This is a genomic window from Roseomonas sp. USHLN139 (assembly GCF_037145735.1).
Taxonomy (GTDB): Bacteria; Pseudomonadota; Alphaproteobacteria; order Acetobacterales; family Acetobacteraceae; genus Pseudoroseomonas.
On record NZ_JBBCWY010000002.1, the window covers coordinates 580,809 to 593,084 of the forward strand.

A 12,276-nucleotide genomic window follows, 5' to 3' on the forward strand; every position below is an offset into this window, starting at 1 on the left:
CTGCCACGGCCGGCAGCGGGCTCAGGCGGGGATTTCGGCGCCCAGGGGAACGAGCGCGGCGAGCAGGCCTTCCAGATCGGCCCAGAGGTCGTCCTCCTGCTCCAGGCCGATACTGATGCGCAGGACCGTCCCGGCATGGGTCCAGGGATTCACCGTCCGCTCGCCCTTCACCAACATGGGCGCGATCAGGCTGCGCGTGCCGCCCCAGGAGGCGCCGATGGCGAAGACCTGCATCGCCGTCAGCGCCGGGTTGAGCCCGGTCTCGGCGCCCGGCTTCAGCACGATGCTGAACACCCCGCCCGAACCCTTGATGTCGCGCGCCCAGAAGGCGTGGCCCGGGCAGGATGGCAGGCAGGGATGCAGCACCCGGTCGACCAGCGGATGCTGCTGCAGGCGCCGGGCGAAGGATTCGGAGACCCGGCCGACATGTGCCAGGCGGAGGCCCATGGTCTCGATGCCCCGCAGCGCCAGCGCCACCTCGTCCGGGGAGACGCCGATGCCGAGGCTGCGCAGCACCTCCTTCATGCGCTGGCGCAGATCCATGTCCTTGACGGTGATGGAGCCGAGCAGCAGGTCGGAATGGCCGCCGACATATTTGGTCAGCGCTTCCGCCGCGAAGTCGCAGCCATGGTCCAGCGGCTTGAACAGCAGCGGCGTGCACCAGGTGTTGTCGCAGCCGACCAGAACGCCACGGGCCTTGGCCGCGCCGACGATGGCGGGGATATCCTGCACCTCCATGGTGCCGGAGCCGGGGGATTCGACCCAGACCAGCCGGGTGCGGTCCTGGATCAGCCCGGCGATCCCGGCGCCGATCAGCGGGTCGTAGAGGGTGTAGTCGATGCCGCGCGGCGCCAGGTAGTCGCGGCAGACGTTGCGGACCGGGCCATAGGCGCTGTCCGGCACCAGGACGTGGTCGCCGGGCAGCAGGAAGGTCAGGAACACCAGGGCCACCGCCATCTGGCCGGACGGCACCAGCACAGTGCGGACACCATTGTGCAGCGCCGTCAGCTGCGCTTCCAGGGTGCGCGTGGTCGGCGTGCCGTGCAGCCCGTAGGTGTAGCCGTCGAAACCGCGCTGGCTGCGCGCCGCGAAGCTTTCCCCGTCCTGGTAGATGATGGTGGAGGCGCGGTAGGTCGGCACCGCCAGGCTGCGGAAACCCTCCTGGGACACCTCGGGGTGCTGAACGCAGCGGGTCAGGTCGTGCATGGGTTCTCTCGGATCAGCGCGTGAAGAGGGCCACGAGGCGGCGGGCGAGGTCAGCGGACAGGCGGCGCGTAGTGCAGCCCGCCCTGGGTCCAGAGGCGGTTGTGGCCACGGGGCACCCCCAGCGGGGCGATGGTGCGGTCCCACACCTCGGCGTAGCTGCCGACCTGCAGGATCACGTGGAAGGCCCAGCGGTTGTCCAGCCCCATGCTGCGCCCGAGATCGCCATCCACGCCGAGCAGGCGCCGGATGTCGGGGTTCGCGCTGGCCAGGGAGGCCTCGACATTCGCACGGGTCAGTTCCAGCTCCTCCGCGGCCAGCATCGCGAAATGCGTCCAGCGGACGATGTCGAACCACTTGTCGTCGCCCTTGCGCACCAGCGGGCCGAGCGGCTCCTTGCTGATCACCTCGGGCAGCAGCGTGTAGCTCTCCGCCGCCTGGCCCTCGCCGAAGCGGAAGGAGGCCAGCGCGGAGGCGTCGGTGGAATAGCTGTCGCAGCGCCCGTTGCGGAAGACGGCGCGCAGCTCGGTCACGTTGTCGATCAGGACGGGGGTGAAGCGCATGTTGTTGCGCCGGAAGTAGTCGGTGACGGCGAGCTCGGTCGTCGTCCCCGGCAGGATGCAGATGGTCGCGCCGTTCAGATCGCTGGCGGAGCGGACGCCCGACGCGCTGTGCACCATGAAGGCGGTGCCGTCGTAGAAGGTGATGCCCGCGAAGAGCAGGCCGAGGCTGGCCTCGCGCCCCAGGGACCAGGTCGCCGTGCGCACCAGCAGGTCGATCTCGCCCGATTGCAGGGCGGTGAAGCGGTTGGTGGAGGTCAGCGTGACGAACCTGACCTTCCTGGCGTCGCCCAGCGTGGCGGCGGCCACGGCGCGGCAGAAATCCGCCTCGCTGCCCTGGATCTCGCCGCGGCTGTCGGCGAAGGCGAAGCCCGGATTGGTGCCGGACACGCCGCAGGCCAGCGTGCCCCGCGCCCGGATGGCGTCCAGCGTGGGCGAGCCCGAGCCCTGCGCCCAGGCGCCCGTGGCGAGCAGCGTGGCAGCCAGACACGACAACATGGTCCTGAGCATGGGCGGGTTCCTGCAGGGGATGCGGTTGCCCGACCGTGGCGCAGGCCGACCCTTCCTGGGAACTGACCGCTGGCATTGACTTGATGACCAAATGTTATGGCTTCTGGTCGCCGGGGGGATGCGCAGGACCGGCTCGCGGTGGCCATCACGTCTTTGAGCCCACCGTACTGGCGACCGCCGGGACAGGGAGAGCCAGCAGGGACCCAATCGGCCGCCGATGGCGGTGTCCTTTCTCAGCCATGACGTTTCTCGGTTGTTGCTGGCCCCTTTGCCGGGCCTGGGTCGCGCGCGTTCGCTGCCGCGCTCGACCGGCAAGGCCGGCAACCCCGCCCTCGGCGGTGCCAAAGGGCTCATTGACGCCCCAGGCGCCGCTGCCCGATGTCGCGGGGCCGCGCGGGCACCGCCTGCGCGAGGTGCTCAGCGGCCTGCGCTACGGCGTGAGGACCGGTGCGCCCTCCCCTGCCGCCTGGCGGCGGCGCAGCAGGTAGCGGTGACGGCCGTCCAGGACCAGCACGCCGGCGCCATTGTGCACCGTGCTGCGAAGACCCAGCACGCCCGTGCTGCGGTTCGGCGTCAGCTCGTCGACCTCCAGCACTGGATAGAGCGTGTCGCCGGCGAAGACCGGATGCAGGAAGCGGCTGGACTGCTCCAGGAAGGCCTTCAGCGACTCCTCGACCAGGTGCGGGAACAGCCCCGCCCCCGCCGCCGTCTGGATCGCCACCTGGTAGCCGTGCGCCAGCAGGTCCGGCATGCCGCGTGCCCGGCAGTATTCGCGGTTGTAGTGGACCGGATGATTGTCGCCGCTGGCTGCCTGGAAGGCGAGGAAGACGGCCTCGGTCATCGTCCGGCTGGGCAGGCAGAAGCGCTCGCCGATGCGGAAATCCTCGAACCAGCGTTGCTCGGCCACCAGGCGATGCGCACGGGGATCGAAGTTCTGGCTGTCTGCCATGTCGGACTCCTGGTGAGCGGGGGTCATACGCGGCGGATCGCCGCCTCCGGCGCCAGCTTGGACCCGGCCTGGCTTCTGGCGAGCCGGAAATCGGTTGCGCTCGGCATCCGGCATGACACAGGGCCGGCCGCCCGCTGCCCCAAACCCTCGTTGACAGAGGTTCAGACCCGCCCGTAGCCTGCGCCACATGGGCAACCTTGGTCTCCGCACCGCCGACCGACGCCGTCGCTGCTTCCCGGCGGCGGCTTCCATGGCTGCGTGCAGACCCGCTCCTCGACCGGTGAGATCCGCGCCCTAGCGGTCCCTCCCCGAGGCGGCATCAGCCCGTATCCCCGAACCCCCGCAGCCCCCGGCTCCGGGGGTTTTTCTTTGCCCGATCCCCTGGAAGGAATTCGCCATGAGCATGCGCGTCGGCATCGTCGGAATCAGTGGCTTTGGCGGCGGCGAGGCGTTGCGCCTGATCGCCGGCCACCCGTCTTTCGATCTGGTCTATGCCGCCGGCGAGGGCAGCGCCGGCAGCCGGCTGGGCGACCGCTTCCCCGGCCTGCCCGCCCGGCTGGCCGGGCTGGTGATCGAGAAATGGGACCCCGCGCAACTGCCGCAGCTCGATCTGCTGTTCGCCTCGCTGCCCACCGGCAGTTCGGCGGCGGCGCTGGCGCGGGTGCCGCGCGCGGTGAAGATCGTCGATATCGGCGGCGACCATCGCGACGCCGAGGGCTGGACCTATGGCCTGGCCGATGTCTGGCCGGACCGCATCGAGGGCCAGAGCCGCGTCGCCAATCCGGGCTGCTTCCCCGCGGCGGTGCTGACCGCCTTGGCGCCCCTCCTGGCCGAGCGGCTGATCGTGCCGGGCGACATCATCGTTGACGCCAAGACCGGCATCTCCGGCGCCGGCCGGGGCGGCGGCGACAGCCGCTTCGGCTATGCCGAGAGCAACGAGAACCTGGTGCCCTACGGCCTGCTCACGCATGTCCACATGCCGGAGATGGCCCGGACGATCGAGCGGCTGAGCGGCGGCAGCGCGGCCGGGCTGGTGTTCACGCCGCATCTGGTGCCGATGACGCGTGGCGTGCTGGCCACCATCTACGCCCGCGGCCGCGCCAGCACGGAACAATGCCTCGACGCCGCGCGGCGCTTCTACGCCGGGCGGGCCTTCGTCCGCGTGACCGACCGGCCGCCGCAGACCAAATGGGCGAGCGGCTCGAACCTCGCCTTCGTCAGCTATGCGGCCGATCCGGCACGCAACCTGGTGATCGCGATGGGCGTGGTCGACAATCTCGGCAAGGGCGCGGCCGGCCAGGCGGTGCAGAATGCCAACCTGATCTGCGGCCTGACGGAGACCGCCGGGCTGGAAGGCCTGCCCGTCTGGCCGTGAGCGCGGCCGGGCCGGCGCGCAGGCAGGGCATCGCGCCGGCTCAGCCTGCCTCCGCCCGCGCCTCCTCGACCAGCCAGTCGCGCAGCGCGGCGAGGCCGGCATCGGCCTGGCGGCCGGGCGCGTGCAGCAGCGTGAAGGCCCGGCTGGTCGGTCGGATGAAGGGATGCAGGGCGACCACCCGGCCGGCGGCGAGATCGGCGCGGACCAGCGCCTGGATCGCCAGCGCCACGCCCAGCCCCTCGGCGGCGGCATCGACGGCCAGGGCGATGCTCTCGAAGGACAGGCCGGCGCGGGGATCGACGCCCGCCACACCGGCCGCGGCCAGCCAGCGGGCCCAGTCGTCCGGGCGCTGGCGCGAATGCAGCAGCGTCGCGCGCCGCCAGTCGAAGCCGCGGGCCATCGCCGGCGAGCAGACCGGCATCATCGCGATCGGCACCAGCGGCTGCAACGCCAGGCCCGGACGGGGCCTGGCATCGCTGACCGCGATGACCGCATCGAAGGCGCCCGGCACCAGGGCCAGCGGATCGGTGCTGGTCTGCAGCTCGATGTCCAGCGCCGGATGGCGCTCGCGCAGCCGGTGCCAGCGCGGGATCAGCCAGCGGCTGGCGAAGAGGGCATAGACCCCAAGCGTCAGGCGGCGCGGCGCCAGCAGGCGCAGGCTGCCGACCCCGGCGGCAATGCGGTCGAAGCCCTCGCGGGCGGCGGCGGCGAGCGCCGCCCCGGCCGGCGTCAGCGTCAGGCCGGTGGCGCCGCGCAGGAACAGCGCGAGGCCGAGTTCCGCCTCCAGCTGGCGGACGCCGCGGCTGACGGCGCCCGGCGTCACCGCCAGCTCGGCCGCCGCGCGGGTGACGCTGAGGTGCCGGGCGGCGGCCTCGAAGCTGCGCAGGGATGCGAGGGAGGGGAGACGTCGGTAGCTCATCGCCTTGAGCCTAGCTCAACACCCCCGGCAAACAAATCGATTGGCAGACGGGCCGCCGGCGCGGAGCTTCCGGGTCGAAAAAACGCTCCAGGAGGAACCGCCGATGCATGTCCGACCGCCCGGCCCGCCCTCGGGCGCGGCCGCGATCCCCGACAGCCAGGGACTGAACCTCTGGCGCGCCGACCCCGAGCTGGCCCGCCTGGCCCGCCTCTACCTTCCCGCCGGACTGGCCGCGCATCTGGCGCCGCATCTCGACCGGCTGGGTGCCCTGGCGGGCGGCGAGCTCGACGCCCTGGCGGCACAGGCCGACCGCAACCCGCCCGTCCTGCGGCCCCGCAGCCGCCGCGGCGAGGACCGGCAGTCGATCGACTACCATCCGGCCTATCGCAGCATGGAGCGGCTGGCCTTCGGCGAGTTCGGGCTGGCCGCGCTGTCGCATCGCGGCGGCGTGCTGGGCTGGGCGGCGCCGATGCCGCCGGCGGCCAAGTACCTGCTGACCTATCTCTTCGTACAGGCCGAGTTCGGCCTGTGCTGCCCGGTCAGCATGACCGACAGCCTGACCCGGACGCTGCGGAAATTCGGCGATCCGGCGCTGGTGGCGCGCTACCTGCCGGCGCTGGCCAGCCAGGACCTGGACGCGCTGCACCAGGGCGCGATGTTCATGACCGAGCAGGGGGCGGGCTCCGACATCGCGGCGACGGTGGTGACGGCGACGCCGCGCGAGGACGGCACCTGGTCCCTGCAGGGCGACAAGTGGTTCTGCTCCAACCCCGATGCCGGGCTGGCCATGGTGCTGGCGCGGCGCGAGGGCGGCCCGCCCGGGCTGAAGGGTGTCTCCCTCTTCCTGCTGCCGCGCGTCCTGCCGGACGGTACGCCGAACCACCACCGCATCGTGCGGCTGAAAGAGAAGCTGGGCACGCGGTCGATGGCCTCGGGCGAGGTGACGATGAACGGCGCCCTCGCCTGGCTGGTCGGCGCGCCCGAGGCCGGCTTCCGCCAGATGGCCGACATGGTGAACAATTCCCGCCTGTCGAACGGCGTGCGCGCCGCGGGGATGATGCGGCGCGCCACCACCGAGGCGCTGTTCATCGCGCATCGCCGCACCGCCTTCGGCAGGCGCCTGGTCGAGATGCCCTTGATGCAGCGGCAGCTGGCGAAAATGCTGGTGCCCACCGAGCAGGCGCGCAGCATGGTGCTGCAGACCGCCGAGGCGCTGCGCCGCGCCGATGCCGGCGAGGAGGGCGCCTATGCGCTGCTGCGCATCCTGACGCCGCTGCTGAAGTTCCGCGCCTGCCGCGACGCGCGGCGCGTCACCGGCGACGCCATGGAGGTGCGCGGCGGCTGCGGCTACATCGAGGAATGGTCCGACGCGCGGCTGCTGCGCGACAGCCATCTCGGCAGCATCTGGGAAGGCACCAGCAACATCGTGGCGCTGGACGTGCTGCGCGCCGCCGCGCGGGAAGGCTCGCTGCCGGTGCTGCGGGCGCATCTGCATGGCCTGCTCGGCAATGGCGCCGCCCTGCCGGAGGCGCTGCCCGCGCTCGACCGCGCCATCGCCCTGGCCGAGGCGGCACAGGGCGACCCCGCGCTGGCCCGCCAGGCGGCCTCGGCGCTGTATCACCTGACCTCGGCGGCGGCGCTGGCCTGGGAGGCGGCGCAGCTCGGCACGCCGCGGCGGCTGATCCTGGCGCGGCTGGTGCTGCAGCACCGGGTCCTGCCGCGCGACCCGCTGCAGGCGGAACCGGCCGAGCTGCGCAGCCTGCTCGACGATCCCGGCGCCGAGGAAGGAGCCCTGTCATGAACGCAACCCGTCGCACCGCCCTCGGCCTCGTGGCCACCGGGCTGCTCGCCCGCCCTGCCCTGGCGCAGCCGGGGGGCAAGCCGGTGCTGCTGATCGTCCCCTTCGCGCCGGGCGGCCCGACCGACCTGATCGCCCGCCGCCTGGCGCTCGGGCTGGGCGAGCCGCTGGGCCAGATGGTGCTGGTCGAGAACCGCCCCGGCGCGGGCGGCAATATCGGCGCCGAATTCGTCGCCCGCAGCGCGCCGGACGGGCAGACCATCCTGTTCGGCACCTCGGGGCCGCTGGCCATCAACCGGATGCTCTATCCGGGCCAAGCCTATGACCCGGTCAGGGACTTCGCGCCGATCGCGCCGCTGGGGCGGATTCCCAACGTGCTGGCGGTGAACGCGCAGATCCCGGCCCGCAGCGTGCCCGAGCTGATCGCCCTGGCGCGGCAGGAGAAGCTGTCCTTCGGCTCCTCCGGCAATGGCGCCTCCTCGCATCTGGCCGGGGCGCTGTTCAACCGCATGGCCGGCACCAGCATCGAGCACATCCCCTATCGCGGCACCGGGCCGGCGCTGAACGACCTGCTGGCCGGGCATATCGGGATGGTCTTCACCGATGTCCTCACCGCCCTGCCGCATCTCCAGGCCGGGCGGGCGCGCGGGATCGGCGTGACGACGCTGGAACGCTCGGCGGTGCTGCCGGATCTGCCGACCGTCGCCGAGCAGGGCCTGCCCGGCTACGACGCCTCGGTGTTCTTCGGCCTGGCCGTGGCCGCGGCCACCCCGGAACCGCTGCGCGACAGGCTCCGCGCGGCCTTCGCCAGCGCCGTCGACCAGCCCGAGACCCGACGCTTCCTCGAGAGCCAGGGGATGCAGGTCGCGCCCGAGATGACCGGCCCGGCGCTCAGCACGCTGATGGCCAGCGAGACGGCACGCTGGGAGCGCGTCATCCGGGAGGCCAGTGTGCGGGCCGATTGAGCCGGCGCGGTGCCGGCCGGCCTTGCCAGGCGTCGCCCTCCCGGCTTCAACCGCGGCGGGAGGCCAGACCATGCCGGACAGCACCATCACCCTGCGCCGCGACGCGGCGCTGCTGGAGATCGCGCCGCTCGGCGCCGAGCCGCGGCGCTGGCGCGTCGGCGGGCAGGAGCTGCTGTGGGATGGCGATCCCGCTTATTGGCCGCAGGTCTCGCCGGTGCTCTTCCCGGTGGTGGGCTGGTGCCGGGGGGCGCGGATCCGGCATGACGGGCGCGACTACCCGATGGGGGTGCACGGCTTCGCCGCCGCCGCCCGCTTCGAGCTGCAGCAGCAGGATGCGGCCAGCGCGACGCTGCGGCTGCGGGACAGCGCCGCCAGCCGGGCGCAGTTCCCCTTCGCCTTCGACCTGGCGATCCGCTACCGGCTGCGGCCGCGCGGCTTCTCGGCCCGCTTCCGCCTGCACAATCCGGGCGAGGTGCCGCTGCCCTATGCGCTGGGCCTGCATCCCGGCTTCCGCTCGGAGCCCGGGGCGGCCGGGCGGCGGATCCGCTTCGACCGGGCGGAAGCGCCGGAGGTGCCGGTGATCGCGCCGGGCGGCCTGTTCTCCGACCAGCGCCGGGTGGTCCCGCTGGCGGGGCGGGTGCTGCCGGTGACACCGGCGCTGCTGGCGCAGGAGGCGGTCTGCTTCCTCGACCTCGCCAGCCGCAGCCTGCGCTTCGACAATGGCGACGGGGGCACCATCAGCCTGCGGATGCGCGGCATGCCGCATCTGGCGCTGTGGTCGCCGCCCGGCGCAAGCTTCCTCTGCCTGGAAGCCTGGACCGGGCATGGCGACCCGGTCGGCTTCGAGGGCGAGATCACCGAGAAGCCGTCGATGCGCCTGCTGCCGCCGGGCGGCACGGCCTGCCACCTGGCCAGCTTCGGCTTCCGCCCAGGCTGACCGCCGGGCGGCTCAGTCGACGATGAACAGCTTCGCCCCCGTCACGGTCGAGGAGCGGTGCGCCGGATCGCCGAAATCCGAGACGGTGTAGCCATGGCCGGCCGGGAAGGTGAAGCGGCGGCCGTCCTTCAGCTCGGTCTGCAGCTCGCCTTCCAGCACGTAGATGACATGGCCGCGGTCGCACCAGTGGTCGGCCAGGTAGCCGGGCGAATACTCCACCACCCGCATCCGCACATCGCCATTGTTCAGCGTGCGCCACAGCGCCGTGCCGGTCTCGCCCTTGTGCTCGGTGGCCGGCAGGGCGTCCCAGTGGACGGCGGTGAAAGGCAAAGGCGGCAGCTTCATGGCGGGCTCCTCGGGGCCGGTGACGCCCGCCATCTGCGCAGCCAGGCGACCGGCTGACAAGGCCGGTGGCGCGCGGCCGGCCCCCTCAGAACCGCCGGGCGATATTCGCCGGCACCGGCGCCTTGCGGATCTCCGCCAGCAGTCGCGTCAGCACCTGGCCGGGGCCGATCTCGAGGAAGTCGGGATCGGGCTCGTCCAGCAGGTACTGGATGGATTCCACCCAGCGCACCGGCTGGTCGATCTGCGCCGCCAGGCGCAGCGCCACCTCGCCGTCACGATGCGGCAGGGCGGTGGCATTGGCGATCACCGGCAGCATCAGCGGGGTGAAGGCGATGCCGTCCAGCCAGGCCGAGAAGGCGGCGCGCACCGGGGCCATGTGGCGCGAATGGAAGGCGGTGCGCACATTCAGCGGGATGGCACGGCCGCCGGCCGCCTCGATGGCGCGTCCCGCCGCCTCCAGCGCCGCGACCGGTCCGGCCAGCACGGTCTGCAGCGGCGCGTTCTGGTTGGCCAGGTCGATCTCCGCCAGGGCGGGATCGGCGGCCAGCAAGTCGCGCAGCCGCGCCAGCGGCAGGCCGAGCGCCGCCATCATGCCGCCGCCGCTGACCGCCCCCATCAGCGCGCCGCGCTGCTGCACCAGGCGCAGGCCGGTGGCAAAGTCGAAGGCCTCGGCGGCGAACAGCGCGGCATATTCGCCCAGGCTGTGGCCGGCGACGAAATCCGGGGCGCGGCCGCTGTCCTCGACCCGCGCCAGATGGCCCAGCGCCTCCACCGTGTAGAGCGCCGGCTGGGTGAATTCGGTGCGGCCCAGCCGCTGGCCGTCATCCTCCAGGCAGAGCGCGGCGAGGTCGTAGCCCAGGATCGCCGAGGCTTCCTCGACCAGCCGCGGGAAGCGGGGGAAGAGCTCGCGCCCCATGCCGCGCTGCTGCGAGCCCTGGCCGGGGAAGAGATGGATCAGCGTGCTCACCGGAAGCGCTCCTCGACGAGGGCCATGCTGCGCAGGTCATGGCCGAACTGGTTGATGGCCGGCAGCGCCAGGGTCTGCGGCCCCAGCACCTGGCGGGCGAAGGCGGCCAGCGTCCCGGTGGGCCCGGCCTCGACGAAGCGCAGCGGCCGGCCCTCGGACGCCAGCGCGCGGATTGCCGCCTCGAAGCGGATCGGGCCGCGCGCCACCTGCCAGAGGTGATCGGCATCCGGCACCGCCAGCGGCGCCGCGGTGGCGCAGGAGAACAGCGGGAAGGCCGGCGCGCGGAACGGCCGCCGCGCCGCCGCCGCGCGCACCGCGCCCTCCGCAGGGTCGAGCAGCGAGGCATGGAAGCCGTAGCGCACCGGCAGCGGCGCGATCACCAGCCCTTCTTCCTCCAGCGCCGCCATCAGCGCCGGCAGCCCCGCCTGCGGCAGGGTCAGCACGCAATGCTGCGGGCTGTTGACGGCGGCGAGCTCGGCGCGCGCCGAAGCGACGGCGGGCAGCGCCATGACCCGCGCCGCCGGGGCGAGGACCGCCAGCATCGAAGCCGGGGCCAGCAGCGCCTCGAAGCTGCGGGCATTCTCGAAGATCAGGGAGAAGGCTTCTTCCAGGGTGAGCACGCCGGCCACCGTGGCGGCGATGGTCTCGCCCAGGCTATAGCCCAGCAGCAGGTCGGGGCTGATGCCGCGGGCGAAGAGGCTCTGCGCCAGGCTCCAGCCGATCGCCAGCAGCGCCGGCGCACTCTCGATCTGGCGGTCGAACCCGGCGCTCTTGGCCATCGGCCGGCCATAGATGATCTCGCTGAGGCTGCGGCCCTCGACCGGGCCGGCGGCCTGGTCGCAGCGCGCCAGGCTGGCGCGGAACACCGCGTCGGCAGCGTACAGCTCGCGGCCCATCTGGTAGTATTGCGAGCCCTGGCCGGCGAAGAGCATGACGGTGCGCGCCGCCTCCTGCGGGTTTGCCGTCTGCCCCGCGGCCATGATAGTCGCCCCCATGCCCGTCACCCCGCTGCGCGCCGTCGTCTCCAGGCTATCGGAAAGCCGCGGCGCCCAAAAGGCCCTGCCCCGGTGCCCGGCGCCATGCTGAGCCTTGGCGCGGTGCGGCTGGGCTGGCTGCGGCCCGACATCGCCGATGCGGCGACGCTGGCGCGCTGGCAGGCGCTGCTGTCGCCAGAGGAGCGGGACCGCGCGGCGCGTTTCCACTTCGAGTCCGACCGTCGCGCCTATACCGCCGCCCATGCGCTGAAGCGGCAGATGCTGGCCGATCAGGGCGGGCTGCCGCCGGCGGCCTGGCGCTTCGTCACCGGCCCCGCCGGCAAGCCGGAGGTCGAGCCGGCGCTGGACCGTGCCTGGCTGCGCTTCTCGCTGTCGCATTGCCGCAGCCTGGTGGCCTGCGCCGTCGCCGCGACCGATGATGTCGGCCTGGATGTCGAGGCGCTGTCGCGCCCGGCCCTGACGCCGGGCCTCGCCGACCGTTTCTTCGCGCCCGAGGAGGCGGCGATGCTGCGCGCCCTGCCGCCGCCCGAGCAGCCCTCGGCCTTCCTGCAGATCTGGACATTGAAAGAAAGCTTCGTGAAGGCCACGGGCCATGGCATCGGGCTGGGGCTGGAGCGCTTCGCCTTCGCGCTCGATCCGCCGCGGCTGCGCTTCGTCCCGCCCGAGGCCGGGCCGCTCGCCGCCTGGCGGATCGCGCAATGGCAGCCGCTGCCGGGGCATTGGCTGGCGCTGGCGCTGCGGCGGCTCTAGCTT

12 protein-coding genes are annotated in these 12,276 nt (G+C 72.8%); 5 read left to right on the forward strand and 7 right to left on the reverse strand.

Translation table 11 applies throughout. The annotated features are described in order from the left end of the window. Positions 1-21 precede the first annotated feature (21 nt). From WFI16_RS09860 to WFI16_RS09870, 3 genes are all read right to left on the reverse strand, one after another. The gene (locus WFI16_RS09860) at positions 22-1,206 is read right to left on the reverse strand and encodes a trans-sulfuration enzyme family protein (protein WP_419897654.1); all 1,185 of its coding nucleotides are present in this window, start codon (positions 1,204-1,206) and stop codon (positions 22-24) included. A 50-nt stretch (positions 1,207-1,256) separates the two neighbouring features. Beyond that, positions 1,257-2,273: an amino acid ABC transporter substrate-binding protein gene (locus WFI16_RS09865; protein ID WP_419897655.1), complete on the reverse strand. Its 1,017-nt coding sequence runs from the start codon at positions 2,271-2,273 to the stop codon at positions 1,257-1,259. 430 nt (positions 2,274-2,703) lie between these two features. Continuing rightward, the gene (locus tag WFI16_RS09870; protein WP_419897656.1) at positions 2,704-3,222 is read right to left on the reverse strand and encodes a MaoC family dehydratase; all 519 of its coding nucleotides are present in this window, start codon (positions 3,220-3,222) and stop codon (positions 2,704-2,706) included. A 397-nt stretch (positions 3,223-3,619) separates the two neighbouring features. Between WFI16_RS09870 and argC the strand changes: the two genes are divergently transcribed. Continuing rightward, positions 3,620-4,597, forward strand: coding sequence for an N-acetyl-gamma-glutamyl-phosphate reductase (argC, locus tag WFI16_RS09875; RefSeq protein WP_419897657.1), 978 nt, complete (start codon positions 3,620-3,622; stop codon positions 4,595-4,597). Positions 4,598-4,637: 40 nt separating this feature from the next. Here the strand turns inward: argC and WFI16_RS09880 are convergent, their stop codons facing one another. Then, on the reverse strand, positions 4,638-5,516 hold the full coding sequence (locus WFI16_RS09880) for a LysR substrate-binding domain-containing protein (protein ID WP_419897658.1): 879 nt from the start codon (positions 5,514-5,516) through the stop codon (positions 4,638-4,640). Between the two features lie 103 nt (positions 5,517-5,619). Between WFI16_RS09880 and WFI16_RS09885 the strand changes: the two genes are divergently transcribed. From WFI16_RS09885 to WFI16_RS09895, 3 genes are all read left to right on the forward strand, one after another. Beyond that, positions 5,620-7,317, forward strand: coding sequence for an acyl-CoA dehydrogenase family protein (locus tag WFI16_RS09885; protein WP_419897659.1), 1,698 nt, complete (start codon positions 5,620-5,622; stop codon positions 7,315-7,317). Then, on the forward strand, positions 7,314-8,279 hold the full coding sequence (locus tag WFI16_RS09890; RefSeq protein WP_419897660.1) for a Bug family tripartite tricarboxylate transporter substrate binding protein: 966 nt from the start codon (positions 7,314-7,316) through the stop codon (positions 8,277-8,279). Before WFI16_RS09885 ends, WFI16_RS09890 begins: the two co-directional genes overlap by 4 nt. A 70-nt stretch (positions 8,280-8,349) precedes the next feature. Then, positions 8,350-9,216: an aldose epimerase family protein gene (locus WFI16_RS09895; RefSeq protein ID WP_419897661.1), complete on the forward strand. Its 867-nt coding sequence runs from the start codon at positions 8,350-8,352 to the stop codon at positions 9,214-9,216. Positions 9,217-9,228: 12 nt separating this feature from the next. On the opposite strand, the gene WFI16_RS09900 is transcribed toward WFI16_RS09895, so the two are convergent. The 3 genes from WFI16_RS09900 to WFI16_RS09910 form a co-directional block, all read right to left on the reverse strand. Beyond that, on the reverse strand, positions 9,229-9,561 hold the full coding sequence (locus WFI16_RS09900) for a DHCW motif cupin fold protein (RefSeq protein WP_419897662.1): 333 nt from the start codon (positions 9,559-9,561) through the stop codon (positions 9,229-9,231). A gap of 85 nt (positions 9,562-9,646) precedes the next feature. Then, positions 9,647-10,528: an ACP S-malonyltransferase gene (fabD, locus tag WFI16_RS09905; RefSeq protein WP_419897663.1), complete on the reverse strand. Its 882-nt coding sequence runs from the start codon at positions 10,526-10,528 to the stop codon at positions 9,647-9,649. After that, positions 10,525-11,508 (reverse strand): acyltransferase domain-containing protein, encoded by a 984-nt coding sequence (locus tag WFI16_RS09910; RefSeq protein ID WP_419897664.1) that lies wholly within the window; start codon positions 11,506-11,508, stop codon positions 10,525-10,527. Before WFI16_RS09910 ends, fabD begins: the two co-directional genes overlap by 4 nt. Positions 11,509-11,607: 99 nt before the next feature. On the opposite strand from WFI16_RS09910, the gene WFI16_RS09915 reads away from it, so the two are divergent. After that, positions 11,608-12,273: a 4'-phosphopantetheinyl transferase family protein gene (locus WFI16_RS09915; RefSeq protein ID WP_419897665.1), complete on the forward strand. Its 666-nt coding sequence runs from the start codon at positions 11,608-11,610 to the stop codon at positions 12,271-12,273. Positions 12,274-12,276 lie beyond the last annotated feature (3 nt).

What these genes read in the sequence shown, in the direction of transcription:
- WFI16_RS09880 (WP_419897658.1), bottom strand. Translation starts at nt 5,516, where the DNA reads ATGAGCTACCGACGTCTCCCCTCCCTCGCATCCCTGCGCAGCTTCGAG.
- WFI16_RS09890 (WP_419897660.1), top strand. Translation starts at nt 7,314, where the DNA reads ATGAACGCAACCCGTCGCACCGCCCTCGGCCTCGTGGCCACCGGGCTG.
- WFI16_RS09870 (WP_419897656.1), bottom strand. Translation starts at nt 3,222, where the DNA reads ATGGCAGACAGCCAGAACTTCGATCCCCGTGCGCATCGCCTGGTGGCC.
- WFI16_RS09860 (WP_419897654.1), bottom strand. Translation starts at nt 1,206, where the DNA reads ATGCACGACCTGACCCGCTGCGTTCAGCACCCCGAGGTGTCCCAGGAG.
- WFI16_RS09895 (WP_419897661.1), top strand. Translation starts at nt 8,350, where the DNA reads ATGCCGGACAGCACCATCACCCTGCGCCGCGACGCGGCGCTGCTGGAG.
- argC (WP_419897657.1), top strand. Translation starts at nt 3,620, where the DNA reads ATGAGCATGCGCGTCGGCATCGTCGGAATCAGTGGCTTTGGCGGCGGC.
- WFI16_RS09910 (WP_419897664.1), bottom strand. Translation starts at nt 11,508, where the DNA reads ATGGCCGCGGGGCAGACGGCAAACCCGCAGGAGGCGGCGCGCACCGTC.
- WFI16_RS09915 (WP_419897665.1), top strand. Translation starts at nt 11,608, where the DNA reads ATGCTGAGCCTTGGCGCGGTGCGGCTGGGCTGGCTGCGGCCCGACATC.
- WFI16_RS09900 (WP_419897662.1), bottom strand. Translation starts at nt 9,561, where the DNA reads ATGAAGCTGCCGCCTTTGCCTTTCACCGCCGTCCACTGGGACGCCCTG.
- WFI16_RS09885 (WP_419897659.1), top strand. Translation starts at nt 5,620, where the DNA reads ATGCATGTCCGACCGCCCGGCCCGCCCTCGGGCGCGGCCGCGATCCCC.
- WFI16_RS09865 (WP_419897655.1), bottom strand. Translation starts at nt 2,273, where the DNA reads ATGCTCAGGACCATGTTGTCGTGTCTGGCTGCCACGCTGCTCGCCACG.